Origin of the sequence: Nocardia miyunensis NBRC 108239 (genome assembly GCF_001613065.1) — a bacterium.
Taxonomy (GTDB): Bacteria; Actinomycetota; Actinomycetes; order Mycobacteriales; family Mycobacteriaceae; genus Nocardia; species Nocardia miyunensis.
Genome location: NZ_BDBQ01000014.1, coordinates 47,322 through 62,232 on the forward strand (window position 1 = coordinate 47,322; position 14,911 = coordinate 62,232).

Annotated in this window: 13 protein-coding genes; 5 read left to right on the top strand and 8 right to left on the bottom strand. The window is 66.9% G+C overall.

The window, feature by feature from the left end:
• Positions 1-26 precede the first annotated feature (26 nt).
• From NM2_RS08305 to NM2_RS08325, 5 genes are all read left to right on the top strand, one after another.
• Positions 27-1,181, top strand: a complete 1,155-nt coding sequence (locus NM2_RS08305; protein WP_067666277.1) for a mandelate racemase/muconate lactonizing enzyme family protein — start codon at positions 27-29, stop codon at positions 1,179-1,181.
• A 63-nt stretch (positions 1,182-1,244) separates the two neighbouring features.
• Entirely contained in the window at positions 1,245-2,357 is a 1,113-nt protein-coding gene (locus NM2_RS08310; RefSeq protein ID WP_067666279.1) for a substrate-binding domain-containing protein, read from the top strand.
• Positions 2,354-3,331, top strand: a complete 978-nt coding sequence (locus NM2_RS08315; protein WP_067666280.1) for an ABC transporter permease — start codon at positions 2,354-2,356, stop codon at positions 3,329-3,331. Before NM2_RS08310 ends, NM2_RS08315 begins: the two co-directional genes overlap by 4 nt.
• Entirely contained in the window at positions 3,328-4,107 is a 780-nt protein-coding gene (locus NM2_RS08320) for an ATP-binding cassette domain-containing protein (protein ID WP_067666283.1), read from the top strand. The genes NM2_RS08315 and NM2_RS08320 overlap by 4 nt, the downstream gene beginning before the upstream one ends.
• 299 nt (positions 4,108-4,406) lie before the next feature.
• Positions 4,407-5,975, top strand: coding sequence for an alpha/beta fold hydrolase (locus NM2_RS08325; RefSeq protein ID WP_218025877.1), 1,569 nt, complete (start codon positions 4,407-4,409; stop codon positions 5,973-5,975).
• An 8-nt stretch (positions 5,976-5,983) separates the two neighbouring features.
• On the opposite strand, the gene NM2_RS08330 is transcribed toward NM2_RS08325, so the two are convergent.
• From NM2_RS08330 to NM2_RS08365, 8 genes are all read right to left on the bottom strand, one after another.
• Positions 5,984-7,273 (bottom strand): KamA family radical SAM protein, encoded by a 1,290-nt coding sequence (locus NM2_RS08330; protein ID WP_067666409.1) that lies wholly within the window; start codon positions 7,271-7,273, stop codon positions 5,984-5,986.
• A 23-nt stretch (positions 7,274-7,296) separates the two neighbouring features.
• Positions 7,297-8,538: an ATP-grasp domain-containing protein gene (locus tag NM2_RS08335; protein ID WP_067666285.1), complete on the bottom strand. Its 1,242-nt coding sequence runs from the start codon at positions 8,536-8,538 to the stop codon at positions 7,297-7,299.
• Positions 8,517-9,800 (bottom strand): MFS transporter, encoded by a 1,284-nt coding sequence (locus tag NM2_RS08340; protein ID WP_067666287.1) that lies wholly within the window; start codon positions 9,798-9,800, stop codon positions 8,517-8,519. Before NM2_RS08340 ends, NM2_RS08335 begins: the two co-directional genes overlap by 22 nt.
• A complete protein-coding gene (locus NM2_RS08345) occupies positions 9,790-10,848 on the bottom strand; it encodes a GNAT family N-acetyltransferase (RefSeq protein WP_084530609.1) in 1,059 nt (352 codons plus the stop codon). Before NM2_RS08345 ends, NM2_RS08340 begins: the two co-directional genes overlap by 11 nt.
• Before the next feature lie 342 nt (positions 10,849-11,190).
• The gene (gene gcvH, locus NM2_RS08350) at positions 11,191-11,595 is read right to left on the bottom strand and encodes a glycine cleavage system protein GcvH (RefSeq protein WP_067666292.1); all 405 of its coding nucleotides are present in this window, start codon (positions 11,593-11,595) and stop codon (positions 11,191-11,193) included.
• Complete coding sequence (gene gcvT / locus NM2_RS08355) at positions 11,580-12,563, bottom strand: glycine cleavage system aminomethyltransferase GcvT (protein ID WP_157120974.1); 984 nt, start codon at positions 12,561-12,563, stop codon at positions 11,580-11,582. The genes gcvH and gcvT overlap by 16 nt, the downstream gene beginning before the upstream one ends.
• Before the next feature lie 42 nt (positions 12,564-12,605).
• Positions 12,606-13,805 (bottom strand): aldose epimerase family protein, encoded by a 1,200-nt coding sequence (locus NM2_RS08360; protein ID WP_067666293.1) that lies wholly within the window; start codon positions 13,803-13,805, stop codon positions 12,606-12,608.
• A gap of 204 nt (positions 13,806-14,009) precedes the next feature.
• The gene (locus NM2_RS08365; RefSeq protein WP_067666295.1) at positions 14,010-14,786 is read right to left on the bottom strand and encodes a DUF456 domain-containing protein; all 777 of its coding nucleotides are present in this window, start codon (positions 14,784-14,786) and stop codon (positions 14,010-14,012) included.
• Positions 14,787-14,911: the final 125 nt, after the last annotated feature.

The following is a 14,911-nucleotide window of genomic DNA, read 5'->3' on the forward strand; positions in this document are numbered from 1 at the left end:
GAACCGACTGCACGACAGGACATCTGATGAAGATCACCAAGCTCCGCACGCACGTTCTCGGCACGGCGTGGCGAAATCTGACCATCGTCGAGGTCCACACGGACGAGGGCGTGACCGGACTCGGCGAGGTCCGCATGCTCAATCACACCGACGCCCTGCTGGGCTTTCTGGCCGAGGCCACCGAGAATCACATCCGCGGCAGCGACCCGTTCGAGGTGGAGTCGCTGGTGCACCGGATGATGCGCCTGGACTACGCGCGGGCCGGTGAGATCGCGATGTCGGCGCTGGCCGCGGTGGAGATCGCGTGCTGGGACATTCAGGGCAAGGCCCTGGGCGTGCCGGTGTACCGACTGCTGGGCGGCGCGGTCCGCGATCGGATCAAGGCGTACGCCAACGGCTGGTACCAGGTCGAGCGGACCGCGGAGCAGTTCGCCGCGGCCGCGCAACGGGTCGTCGCGCGGGGATACCGGGCGATGAAGCTGGATCCGTTCGGGGCCGGGATGTTCGAACTGGACCGCGCCGAGACCACGCGCTCGCTCGAACTCGTGGCTGCCGTGCGCGAGGCGGTCGGGCCCGATGTCGAGATCATGATCGAGATGCACGGCCGGTTCAATCCGGCCACCGCGATCCGCCTGGCCGGACTGCTCGAACCGTACGATCCGGCCTGGCTCGAGGAGCCCGTCCCGCCGGAGAACCTGGCCGCGCTGGCGAAAGTGGCCGCGCACACCACGATTCCGATCGCGACCGGCGAGCGCATGCACACCCGGTACGACTATCGCGAACTGTTCGCGCTGCAGGCCGCGGACATCCTGCAGACCGATATCACCCACTCCGGCGGCCTGTGGGAGGCCAAGAAACTCGCCGCCACCGCGGAGTCGCACTATCTGCTGATGGCGCCGCACAACGTCGGCGGGCCCATCTCCACCGCCGCGAATCTGCATCTGGCTGCCACGACCGTGAACTTCAAGGTGCAGGAGCACTTCAACGATTTCGCCGACGCCTTCGTCAAGGACTGCGAACCCGGCCTGCCCGAGGTGGTCGACGGGTACTTCCCGCTGCCGCAGGGGCCGGGCCTGGGCGTCTCGTTGAATTACGAGGCGCTCGCGCGACATCCGCGAAAGCCGGTGAACTTCAACCTGTTCAGCTCGGGCTGGGAACGGCGTCAGGCCGCCGAGGGCTGATCACAAGACGCCCCGGCCACGGGCCGGGCGACCGAAACAGAGTTGGTAGATGAGGAATCCGTAATGTCAGAACATCTTTCCGATGCCGTAGAGATCTCCCGGAGCGCGAGCAGACGCGGCGCGCTGAAACTACTCGGGGGCGCGGGCGGCGCGGCGGCGCTGGGCACGCTGCTGTCGGCCTGTGCCAGTGCGACACGCTCCGGATCCGGTGGGGTGGGCAACTTTCCGTCGACCCCGGCGTGGAAATTCGTGTTCGTCAACCATGTCACGACGAACTCGTTCTTCATCCCCACCCGCACCGCCCTGGAAGACGCCGCCAAACTGCTCAATCTGCCGACCCCGCAGTGGACCGGTTCGGAGAACGGCACGGTCTCGGAGATGGTCAGCGCCTTCGAGAACGCGATCAACTCCGGCGCGTCGGGCATCGCCATCCCGCTGACCGACAACAACGCCTTCGTCGAGCCGACGAAACAGGCTCTGGCAAAAGGGATTCCGGTCGTGGCCTACAACGCCACCGCGCCGGGCAACTATCCGCTGGCCTATATCGGGCAGGATCTGTACAAGTCGGGCACGCTGATGGGACAGCGGATCGCGCAGTCCGTCACCTCCGGCACCATCCTGGTCGGCATCGCCCAGCCGGGCGCGAACAATCTGCAGCCGCGCCTGGACGGGCTGACCGCGGCCCTGGCCAAGGCCGCGCCGGGGGTGGTGGTCAAATCGATCAATACCGGTGCGGCACAGGCCGGTGAGCTCAATGCGATGACCGCGGCCTATGCGGGTCAGCCCGATGCGGTGGGCCTGTACGCGGTGGACGCGGGCAGCACCGCCTCGATCGCGCAGCTGATCTCGAGCAAGAACATCGCGGGCAAGGTGCACGCGGGCGGATTCGACACGCTCTCGGACACCATCAAGGGAGTCTCCTCGGGCGCACTGGAATTCACCATCGACCAGTCGGCCTACATGCAGGGATTCCTGTCGGTGCTGTATCTGTACCTGTACCGCGTCTCGGGCACGCTGCTCGCGCCGCCGGAGACCGATACCGGGTTGACCTTCGTCACGAAAGAGAATGTGGCGGTGTACAACTCGGGCAGCGCGTACGAGGGCCAGCAGGGCCACAACCTGGGCGCCATGCCCGCATCCATCCCGCTGCCGCAGCCGTCGACGGTGACGCTGTGACAAAACAGTCCTTCGGCCGCACTGTCGCGCAAACGCTGGTGCGGCAGAAGGAACTGAGCATTCTGGTCGCCACCGTCGCGGTGGCGATCTATTTCAGTGTCACCACAACGGGTTTCAACATTTCGGACAACTACCTCACCATTATCCACTACCTCGCGCCGTGGGCCATCGTCGGCGCGGGCGAGGTGATGCTGCTGATCTGCGGCGAGATTGATCTATCCGCGGGATTCATGTTCACGCTGTCGCCGTTCATCCTGATGTCGTTCTACAACGGCGGAACTCCGCTGATCCTCGCGCTGATTCTGGCGCTGGTCGTGTCGGCGGCCATCGGTGCGGCCAACGGCTTCATCTCGACCAGGTTCGGCATCGCCTCGTTCATCGTCACACTGGGCAGTTCCTTTCTGCTGGAAGGTATCTCGCTGCTCATGTCGAACGGCGCACCGGTGGCCGCACCGGCGTCGGGCTGGGTGGTCTCCGCATTCGGCAAGGCGCACTGGTCCGAGACGCTGTGGGTGCTCGGTGTCGTGGTGGTGATGCAGATCCTGTTGTCCGCCACCAGATTCGGCATCAGTACCCAGGCCACCGGCGGAAATCCGGTGGGCGCGGCCGAGGCGGGTATCCGGGTGAATCTGGTGAAGGTGGTGAACTTCTCGATCGTCAGCACGCTGGCGGGTCTGGGCGGCATCATCGACGGGCTGCGGCTGGGATCGTTCGATCCGACCAACGGCGGACCGAACACGATGTTCCTGGCGGTGGCCTCCGCGGTGATCGGCGGCACCGCCCTGCTCGGCGGACGCGGCACGGTGGTCGGGGCGCTGCTGGGAGCGTTGTTGCTTGGCATCGTCTTCGACGGATTCTCCCTCGCCGGAGTCAGCGCGAACACCTTCGATGTCGTCCTGGGCGTCGCGATCGTCATCGCGATGCTGCTGAACGTGTATCTCGGACATCTACGCATACGAGTGAGCCGCGCATGACACAGACAAACGAAAATCCCGACGACGTGGTCCGTGCCGAGCACATCAGCAAACGGTTCGGACCGGTGCAGGCGCTACGGGATATCAATCTGCGGGTCGCCCGCGGGGAGATCCTGGGGCTCATCGGCGACAACGGCGCGGGCAAGTCGACGCTGATCAAGATCCTGACCGGATACCATCAGCCGGACAACGGCCGACTGTTGTTCCAGGGCAACGAGACTCGCCTGCGCTCGGTGGTTCATGCCCGGTCTCTGGGCATCGAGACCGTTTTCCAGGACCTGGCCCTGATCCCCGACCTGCCGGTCTATCTGAACCTGCACCTGAACAAGGAACTCGTGCACCGCCCGCTGCCGTTCCTGCGCCGGGCGGAGATGAAACGCCGCGCACGAGAGTCGTTGGACCGCATCGGAATCAACATCCCCTCTGTCACGGCGGAAGTCGGTTCGCTGTCCGGCGGACAGCGCCAGGCCATCGCGGTGGCGCGCTCGGTCCACTCCGACGCCAAACTGCTGCTCCTCGACGAACCCCTGGCGGCCATGGGAGCCAAGGAGGGCGGCCAGATCCTGCGCCTGCTGGACCGCCTCAAACAGCAAGGCGACCTGGCGATCATCCTCATCGCCCACAACTACAGCCAGGTCGTGGACGTCTGCGACCGGGTGAACCTCCTGCAGCACGGCGAAATAACCTTCGACCGCCCCTCCAAGGACACCTCCGTCGAGGAACTCCTGTCCCTGGTACACGCCGAATACCGCCTACCACCGGCGTCGGGTGACTGACGTCGGCATCGAATGAGGGGGTGCGGGCCGTCGTTCGCGACGGCCCGCACTTGTGCCGGCCGTCGGCGATGCGGAATATTTGCCAGACGACGGGCTCGGATTAGCGCCTGCCGCATGATCAGCCGCTACACTCTGTTCCGCCAACCCACCACGAAGTCCGCGGCATCGGTGCACGACACCGTGGGTTTCCCCGCGATCGCCCGGTCCTGTGGCAGATCGGGCTCGATTTCGCTCGGCTGGGCGGTTGGCGGTGGCTCCCGGTGTGACTCGGTCTCGACTTGCTGAAAGGTCTGGTCCTCGTGGGTGTTGAAGAGCGGGACTCGGTCATGTCCCCTGAGCGTCGTCGTCCCCGTCGTTTGCTGCGTGATGTCGGCGGTGTTGTCGCGACGGTGATCGTTGCCGTTGTCGCGGTGACGGTGACCTCGGCTTCCGGTGTGGCGGTTGCCGATCCGGCGGACCCGTTGGCGCGCTTTCATCACCAGCCGCTGCACTGGCGTACGTGCGAGGACGCCGCCCTGGTGAAAGAGGGCGCGGCCTGCGCGGATGTCGAGGTGCCCCTCGATTACGGCAGGCCGGACGGGCCCCGCATCCCGATCGCGGTCTCGCGGATCCCGGCACGCGACACGGCGCACCGTCGCGGTGTGCTGCTGACCAACTCGGGCGGACCGGGTACGCCGGGGCTCGATGCGTTCGATCTCGTCGGTGACGTTCTCCAACCGGATGTGCTGAGCCACTACGACCTGATCGGATTCGACCCGCGCGGAGTCGCCCGTTCCGGGCGGCATCAGCGATGCGGATGGCCGGTCGCCAGCCCGATCCGCTCGGCAGGTGTCGGATTGCCCGGATTCGTCGCCGAAACAGCCCTGCAAGCACAGCTGGCCGCCGAATGCCTTGTGGGTGACCGGGATTGGATGCGGCAGCTCAGCACCCGCAACACCGCCCGCGACATGGACGTGATCCGTGCGGCGCTGGGTGCGGACCGCCTCAGCTATTACGGCGTGTCATACGGGACGTACCTGGGCGCGGTCTACGCGCAGTTGTTCCCCGGCCGCTCCGATCGCATGGTGCTCGACAGTGCCATCGATCCACAGCGCTATTGGCTAGGGCTGCAACAGGACTGGGGACCGGCCGTGGAGACGGCCTTCGACGACTGGGCGCACTGGGTCGCCGCTCGCGATCGGCAGTACCACCTCGGCGCTTCGGCGCCGGAGGTGCGTCGACGAGTCGAGAACCTGATCGATCGCGCGGCGCTGTCGCCGATCGTGCTCGAGGGCTTCGGCTTCGATGACCATCTCCTGCCGACCGTGCTGTGGACGATGCTGCGTGACGCGCGATTGAACGCGGCCCTGGCGGCATCGGTACAAGCCATCACCGACGCGGCCCGGGGACGCGCACCGCGGGTGCCTCCGGAACTGCACCAGCTGATCGAGTCCGACAAGCATGACGAGAGTTCGGTCATGGTGCAGATCTGGTGTGCGGACGCACCGATGCCCGCCGACCCGGCCTGGTACTGGAACGCGATCCAGGCGGCCCGCCCGACGCAGCCGATCTTCGCCGCACTGGCCAACAACATCCAACCCTGCGCGTTCTGGCCACCGCCCCCGGAACCGCCCACCGTGGTCGACAACGCCGTACCCGCACTGATCCTGCAGGCCACCGGAGACAACCGGACGCCGTACGCACACGCCGTCGCACTGCATCATCAGATGTCAGGATCGCGCCTGATCACCTTGTCCGACACCAGGATTCACATGGTTCTGCGCCCGGGCCTGAGCACCTGCATCCTCGACACCACCAGGCGCTACTTCCGCGACGGAACCTTCCCGGCTCGAGACCGCACCTGCCGGCCCACCACACCGATCGAGTGATCCCCTGCTCAGGCCGCGGCCGCCGGATCGCTTGCGCGGCCGGGAATCTCGCTGCCCAGCGCGGGCTCGAGATCGTCGAACCAGTGTGCGCCCGGGTCGTACCGTGCGAAGAACTGCCGGCCGACCAGTTCCGGGTCACGCGCCTGGAGCACGCGCAGCGCGAAGACCTGCTCGCCGTGCACGACCGGGGCGCCGTCGAGGACGATCTTGCCGATATGGGCCGACATCACCGGCCCGCGGGCGGTGCGGGCCAAACCCGAGACCCGGGAGACCGCGTCCACGTAGATGCGCAGGGCTCGTTCCAGTGGTACCTCGAAGTAGCTGCGCGCGCCGGTATCCCGCTCGACGAACATGTAGTACGGAATGATCCCGGCCGCCACCGACTGCTGCCACAGCCGTGCCCACGTCTCAGCCTTGTCGTTGACGTGTGCGACCAGCGGGGCTTGCGACCGGATCACCGCGCCGGTGTCCCGCACCCGCGCGATAGCCCGCTGCACCGCCGTGGTCCGAAGTTCCCGGGGATGGGAGAAGTGGGCCATCACCGCCACGTGCCTGCCCGCCGCGACACACCGCTCCAGCAGTCGTAGGAGGTCGTCGGCGTCGGGGTCGTCGGTGAAACGGGCCGGCCAATACGACAGTGACTTGGTGCCGAATCGCAGGGTGGCGATGTGCTCGAGATCGGCGGCGAGGAACGGTTCCACCCAGCGGCGCAGCACGTCGGTGCGCATGATCATCGGGTCGCCACCGGTGAACAACACGTCCGTCACCTCCGGATGCTCGCGCAGGTATCCGGCCATTCGGTCCGCGGCCGACAGCGCCTGCCGGGTCTCCGAACCGACGAATTGCGCCCAGCGGAAACAATATCCGCAATAGGAATGGCAGGTCTGCCCCTGCGACGGGAACACCAGCACCGTCTCCCGGTACTTGTGTTGCAGGCCGAGCACCGGATGCCCGTCCAGCATCGGCACGTTGTCCTCGATCTGACCGCCGGGATGCGGATTCAGCGCGTGCCGCGCCGTCGCGGCCGCCTTGGCGAGCACATCGCGCGAAGCGCCCGCTTCCAGCAGCTCGGCGACAGCGTCGAATATGCTGGGCGGCAACATATCCCGATGCGGGAAGGTCAGCCGGAAGATCGGATCGTCGGGTACCGCCGACCAGTCGATGAGCTCGTCGGCGACATAATCGTTGACCCGGAAGGGCAGCACGGTGGACACGACTCGGAGGTCCCGTAGGTAATCGTCGGGCAACCCGCGGCGGCGGGCAAGTTCCGCCAGCCGGTCGCCGGTGAAGAGTTTCATGGTCGTCTTCTCTCGGATCGAGGTCACGATTGTTGCGGTTGTGCCGCTACTGTGACGAATTCATCGGTGGCACAGTCCATTCGGAATCCGGACAGGGTGTGCAGGATGGCCTCGGTGACGGCCTGCGAGGTGTCGGCGCGGAACCGGAAACTTGCGCCGATGTCGACATATCCGGCTGTTTCGGTTATGACCTGTCCCACCGCCGGGATCGCGTGGTGGTAGGGCGCGTAGGCGGGTGCGACCTCGAACCGCGTGGCCGTCACCACACACGGTGGCGGGACGGGAGGTCGTACGAGCAACTGGCCGGCGACCTGACCCGCCCGCAGCGGCCGGGCGGCCGGAGTGCGGCCCATCTGGATGTCCAGCGCCGCGCCGACCAGGTCGTAGCCGTGCACCTCCCGCCACAGATGGGTTGCCTCGGCGCCGGGAATTCGTCCGGCGATTTCCAGCAGTTGCAGACGCGGCGCGCTGACCGGCCCCAGGAAGAGTTCGAGGTGGAACACCGTTGGCGCACCTGGGCTCAGTGCCGTGAGCACCGCGCTCGCGAATGACTCCAGCTGTTCGGCGAGTGCCGGATCGTCGATCTCGACTGTCCCCCAGCTGTTCTCGCCGGTGGCGAAGTCCAGGCAGTTGTGGAAGTACCTCGAGCCACGCCAGGATCCGAGTTCGGCGCCGGTCCAGACTCCATCGATCGAGCCGGTCTCGTCCGGGCAGAACCGTTGGGCGAGAAAGGGTTCGGCGTGCAGATCGGGCATGCCGACCAGATCGGCGGCGGAGGACAGGGTGACGATGTCTCGGCTGGCAGCGCCCAGCCTGGGTTTGACGAGCACAGGAAATCCGTATCGCCGGGCGAATGCCGAGACCGCCACGGTGTCCGTCGCGTCGGCGAATGCCGGTACCGCGACCCCGGCCGCCGCGGCTCGCTGGTACATGACCAGCTTGTCGCGGAACGGCAGTGCGTGCGCGGGCAGGTCACCGGCGATGCCGAACTCCGACCGCAGTTGCGCGGCCGTCAGCAGGTCCGTCTCACTGATCGCCACGATGCGTTCGGGCACACCGTGGCGGTCGGCGAGCCCGCGGACCGCGTCGTCCACCGGTTCGGCGCCGTCGAAGACCACGACCTCGGCCGCCGCGTGCCGCGGGACGCGGTGGAGAACCTGTGCGGCGCACACATAGGTCACCACATGGGCGGTGTGATCGATGCGTTCGAGATAGGGGGCGATGGGACCACGTGAGCGGTGGATCACGAGGATATGGGGGCGCATTGGCTACTCCTGTCGATCACGTCGGGTAGGCGAGCGGTACGGCCGCGCACACTCGCCCACACCAGCGCGGTGGACACCGCGACGAACACCGCGGCGCCGACGAACACCGGGCGGGGGTTGTCGCCGTCGAGTCGGGTGAGCAGTCCGGCGAGCATCGTGCCCGCCGCGGAGGCCGCGAGCACGAGTGATCGGGCCGTGCTGGTAACCCGGCCGAGCAACGCCCGCGGCACCACCCGCTGGCGCAGCGTCCGGACCACGACGACCACCACCATGGACGCCCCCGCCAGCAGCGCATTGGCGACGGCCAGCCACAGCACGCCGGGCGCGAGGCCCACCAGCGCCAGCCCGACGGCCATCAGCGCCACCCCCGTCAGGCACATCGGAAGCGGTGACCAGCGTGGTCCGGCGGCGGCCGCGATCAGCGCACCGAGCGCCCCGCCGACGCCGCCTCCGGCCACCGCGAGCCCTACCAGGACAGCCGACGCGCCGAGGCGTTCGCGGGCGAAGAACGGAATCAACGTCTCGACTCCCAGACCGAGGGAGATCACCGCCTGCACAAGTGTGATGCCCGCGACGCGCGGCGAGGTCACCAGATACCGCAGTCCGGTCCGGAACTCGGAGCCGACGGGCCTGAGAACCCCCGCGCCGAGGAGCGCCGGTCGAATGGCGCTCAAAGTTGTTGCGGTGCTGGCGAATTCGTTGCCAGGCAACCGTCTGTATGTCCGCCACACCGTGACCAGCGACACCGCGAAGGTCCCAGCGTTCGCCAGCAGCGCCGCCTCCTGGCCCGCCGCTGCCACCAGCACACCCACCGTTGCCGGGCCGAGCACGAGCGAGAGCTGTCCGGAGGTCTCGAGAAATCCGTTGGCGCGCATCAACCTGGGTCCGGTGCACAGGTCGCGCACCGCGACGGCCAGCGCGGTCTCGAAGAACACCCCGGCCACCCCGGCGACGCAGGCAAGGCCGAGGATCGCCGCGACCGGGCATCTGCTCACCGCCACCGCGGCAGCCAGCAGCAGGAACACCGCCATCCGCACCGCATCGGCCGCGACGAGTACCCGCCACGGATCGGCGCGATCCACCAGCGGCCCCGCGGGCAGCCCGGCGATCAGGTAGCCGATCACGCGCGGAGCGGCCGCGAGCGCCGACAGCACCGGGCTGCCGGTCAGCTGCAACACCAGCAGGGGAATGGCGAGCACGGCCAGACCGTCGCCGATCAGCGAGATGGATTGGCCGAACAGGAAAAGTCGACTACCGCCCATCGCCTGACACCGTCCACGTGTAGCCGGCCAACTGCTCGAGCCGGGAGCCGTGATCGGTCTTCAGACCCCACTCGAGGGTGCCGTAGTCGATGAGTTCGACGCCGCGCTCCAACGCGGCACGAACCTGCGCGTAGAAAAGCGTCACGAAGTAGGCCCCGCGCGCCTCGGGCAGCTGACCGGCCCACAACAGCCGCAAGGTGTTCCCGTTCCGCAGACCGAGGGCGAAGCCGACGACCCGGCCGTCGCGCTGGGCCGCGGTCACCACGATGTCCTCGCGACGGTAGTGCGTGAGCATCCGATCCAGCGCCGCGGACTGCGTGTCGCGATCGGCGGCGGAGTTGTACTTGCGCAGCAGGCCGAGACGTAGTTCGAGCACGTCGTCGCGAACCTCGGCCAGATCGACCTCGCCGACTGTCATATCTTTCTCGGCGAGGCGGCGCAGCAGCCGCGCGATGTCCCGGCGGCGTGGGCTCCGCAATTGCCGCAGGTATTCGTCCATGCTGCCGAAAGTCATCGGCAGCACGCAGGTCGGGTACAGCTCCACCGGCCTCGCGCCGAACTCGGTCAAGGCCCGGCGCAGCGGTTCCTGCCGCTCGGGTATGTACAGGAACGACACCGATCGCGCGCCCTGCTGTGCGGCCCAGGTGTCCAGCGCGGTCAGAGTCTCCCGCAGCAGCGCCGGCTCGGTGGCGCCGGAACCGGCTGCCGCGCAGGCGTATCCGGGCAGTGTCACCAGCACGGACGGATACAGCGGCGCGATGTCCGGCACCGCGGCCGGAGGTGTTCGCGGCACCGGCGACGGCAGATCGCCCCGCAGCGCGGCCGCGATGTCGAACCGGGCATCCGAAGGTGGAGACCGCAGCCAGCGGGCGTGCAATCCAACCCGCGCCTGTTCGTCCACCGAGATGATCAGCCATCGAGGCTCGCCCGGCAGTAGCGGCCCCATGGTCTCGAGCCAGGGGATCGACACGGTGTACTCGGGCACTTCCGCGGCGAGACAGTCCCATTCGGGGGGCCGGATGATTGTGGCCCTCGAGTCGACACGCATAGCTCACCTGCACATCACGGGATGGATGATCCCCGAGGACCGCCATCATGATCATTTGCCCTAGATAACGGTACTTTATGCAATGTACCGTTATCTAGCGTAACCCTTTCGGTTTCGTCCGGCAAGGGGCGGGCGGCCGAACGGGTCTCTGAAGCTGCTTTCTGCAAGCGAATACGGCGTTCCGTTGCAGGAATGGCTGGAGTCGGCCGCGATGTGGATGCGTCGCTCTCGAAGGTCAGAAGTCTAATGTATCGTTGGATAACGAGACGTTACTTGATGGCATCTCGCTGATCAACGCGGTGATGTTCCGGGCGAAGCCGGTGAACTCGTGGTCCGGGACACTCATGCGTTCGTCTCGTACCTCGCCGCGTATTCCGCGGCGGTCAGCAGGTCCCCGGTGGCGGTCGGCAGTACGGCGAACAGCCAGCCCTGTCCGTAGGGGTCGGCGGTGACGAGATCGGGGTTGTCGACGACGGTGGTGTTGAGCAGTGTCACTCGTCCGCTGACCGGCGGATAGAGCTCGGAGACGGTCTTGGTCGATTCGATGTCACCGCATGCCTCGCCCGCGACGATGGTGGAGCCGATCTCGGGCAGGTCGACGTACACGAGATCGCCGAGCGACTCGATTGCGACAGCGGTGATGCCGACTCGGACCGGGTGGTCCGGAAGCGCCGATCCGGGGTCGAGCAAGACCCATTCGTGGTCGGCGGTGTAACTGCGATCATCGGGAATCAGGTTGGCGGACATGAGAACACCTTCGAGTAACCGGCTTCGGCGGAAGCCGGACGGGATGACGGGAGTGGGCCAGGACCGGTGAGCGGACCAGGATTCAGGATCTGCGGTAGAACGGTGCGGGGGTGAGGGTGAACTGCTCCTGTCTGCCCCGGATATCGACCGTTACGGCGGTACCTGGTTCGCACAGGTTGCCCAGGACCTGCCTCGTACGGGTTGGTGTGCAGCGTCAATTCGTGGCCGTATAGCGCCATCCCGGCTTCCAGCCGCAACGTGTCGCGGCACGCGAGACCAGCGGGTACGCCACCGCGGGCCGTGGTGGCCTCGAGCAGCGCCCGCCACAGCTCTACGGCGTCGGCGCCTGGAACATACAGCTCGAATCCGTCCTCGCCCGTGTAGCCGGTGCGAGCGAGCAGAATCCGCAGCCCCGCGACCTCGGCGGGCGCTACGGCGTAGTACCTCAGGTCGGTGACGAGCTGTGCCTGCTCGCGCGGAACCAGCGCGGTGAGGACGTCCTGTGCGACGGGTCCCTGCACCGCGATCAGCGCGGTCTCGGCCGAGCGGTCTTCTACCGCTGCATCGAATCCCTTTGCACGCGTGGCGAGTTCAGCGAAAACGGCGGACGCGTTGGCGGCGTTGGCGACGACCAGGTAGTGCTCGTCCGCGAGGCGGTAGACGACCAGATCGTCGACAACCGCGCCTTCCGCGCTACACAGTAGCGAGTACTTGGCGCGACCGGCTGGGACCTTCGACAGCTCACCCACCAGGGCATAGTCCAGGACGGCACCGGCGTCAGTGCCCCGGACGCGGATTTCACCCATGTGGGACAGATCGAACAGGCCTGCGGTGGTGCGCACAGCGTGGTGTTCGGCCAATTGGCTGTCGTACTTCAGCGGCATCTGCCATCCGGCGAAATCGGTGAAGGCGGCGCCGAGCGCGGTGTGCTCATCGACCAGCGGCGATACCTGAGCCGTGGTGGTCATGCGAGGGTGTCCTCGGCGGCCGCCCCGATGGCGAGCGGATCCCTATTCGGTGCCGAAGGCGAATACCGTTGTGGAGCTGAAGGTTTGGCCCGGGTTCAGGGTGGTGGTGGGGAAGTCGGGGTGGTTGGGGGAATCGGGGTAGTGCTGGGTTTCGAGGGTGAATCCGGCGCCCTGGCGGTAGACGTGGCCGCTGGTGCCGGTGAACGTTCCGGTGAGGAAGTTGGCCGTGTAGAACTGGACGCCGGGTTCGGTGGTGGAGACGGTCAGCGTTCGGCCCGACTGCGGGTCCTGCGCCTTGGCGGCCTGCACGAGGCCGGTGTTGTCGCCGCGGTTGATCACCCAGTTGTGGTCGTAGCCCTGGGCGAGCAGGAGTTGCGGATCGTTCGCGGCGATGTGCGCGCCGATCGCGGTGGGTGTGGTGAAATCCATCGGCGTGCCTTTGACCGGGACGAACTGTCCGGTCGGGATCTGGGTGGCGTCGGTGGGGGTGTAGGTGTCGGCGTTGAGGGTGAGTTTCTGGTCGTAGATGCCGAGGGTGGATTCACCGGCCAGGTTGAAGTAGCTGTGATTGGTCAGGTTGATCACCGTGGGTGCGTCGGTTGTCGCGCCGTAATCGATCCGGAGCCGGTTCTGCTGATCCAGGGTGTAGGTGACCGTCGTGGTCAGTGTGCCCGGATAGCCCATTTCGCCTGCGGGACTGACGTATTGGAGTTTCAGCCCGACCGTCCCGTTGCCGTTCTGCGGACTGGCCTGCCACACCTTCTGATCGAAACCGTCGGTGCCGCCGTGCAGGCTGTTGCCGTTGTTGTTGACCGGGACGTGGTATTCGGTGCCGTTCAAGGTGAACGCGCCCTTGGCGATTCGGTTCGCGTACCGGCCGACCGTCGCGCCGAAGTAGGGCTTGCCCGAGCCGTTGTTGGCCAGATAGCCGTCGAGCGTCGGGAATCCGAGCACGACGTCGTCGGTGCGCCCGGATTTGTCCGGCACCTCGATCGACTGGACGATGCCGCCGTAGGTCAGGATGCGCACGCGCATACCGTGTCCGCTGGTCAGGGTGTAGCGGTCCACCGCCGTGCCGCCGACCTGACCGAACGGCTCGCTGCTGATCGTGGGCGGCGTCGCGGCCGCGCTCGTACTCGTATTGCCTTCGCTCACGGTGTTCTTCGTCGCGGTGCTGCTGCAGGCCGCCAAACCCGCTATCCCGGCGATCGCTGCCAATCGAAGTAATGTCCTGCCGCGCATGGGAGCTCCTTGCATCCTCATCGAATCCCCCTGTGCTCAGCGATTATCCGCGTGTCGGCGGGTCCGGATCATCGATTTCGGGCAAGACATCGAATCATTCGATGAATAGATGAATTGTGCCTGCGTACAGGCACTCCGGAAACGGCGACGGGCGGGAAGCGGACCCGTTGGTCGCTTCCCGCCCGTGCCGATGCGGGGAGAAATTCAGCCGGCGACGACGCGCGGCGGTGCGGTGAATCCCTGGGCCGCGCCGACGGCGGCGCCGGTTGCCGCACCCGCGGCGGCCCACGGAACCGTGATGACGCCCGCGCCGATGGCCGCTCCCAGGGCGGGCCCGGCGATCAGCCCGGCGGGCAGGAACGGAATCCCCGCCACCAGACCGGCCACACCGCCGACCAGACCGGAGGTGGCCGCGAGCGGCGCCGAGGCAGCCGCGCCCGCGACCGCGCCGATCGCGGCGTCACCGACCGTCGCCGAGGCGATCCGATCCGATCGACTGCGTTCCATGCCGACCGAGTCCAGGAAGGTGGCCATATTCGCCTCGGCCTGAGCGGACTGATCGTTGACGATGATCGCCTGATCGCGGTTGATCCACGTCGGCGCGTCGAACTGGACGTCGCCGAAACGGAATTTGCCGGGTGGCGGTGCGATCGGCGGCACCGGTGCGACCGCCGTCGGCGCGTGCAACTGCCCGACCGGAGCCAGATAACTCTGATCGGGCATCGGCCGTGCGTCCTGCAGTGAGCTGAGCGTATCGCTGGGAATGCGCAGACCCTCATGGGGATGCACATGCGGCACATTGTTCGCCGGCCGCTGCGGAGTCGATTCGTCGTGCTGGGTCGCCGTACTCGGATGCGCGGGCGCCGCGGTGGCCGCACCGCTTCCGACCACGGCCAGAACCAGCGGAACCGCGCTCGCCGCAACGACATTGCCGACGCGGGTACGGTGTGGATTAGGCGCTCTGTGTTTGCCTCCGGCCATTGCGACCTTTCTTCGTGACAGGGATAGCGACGTCCCACATTCGGATCAGGGCAGGCTGCCGGATTGGTCGTATCCGAATATGCGTGGAAATTCGCGTGTCGACGAAGAAGTAGCTGGCTGGATGC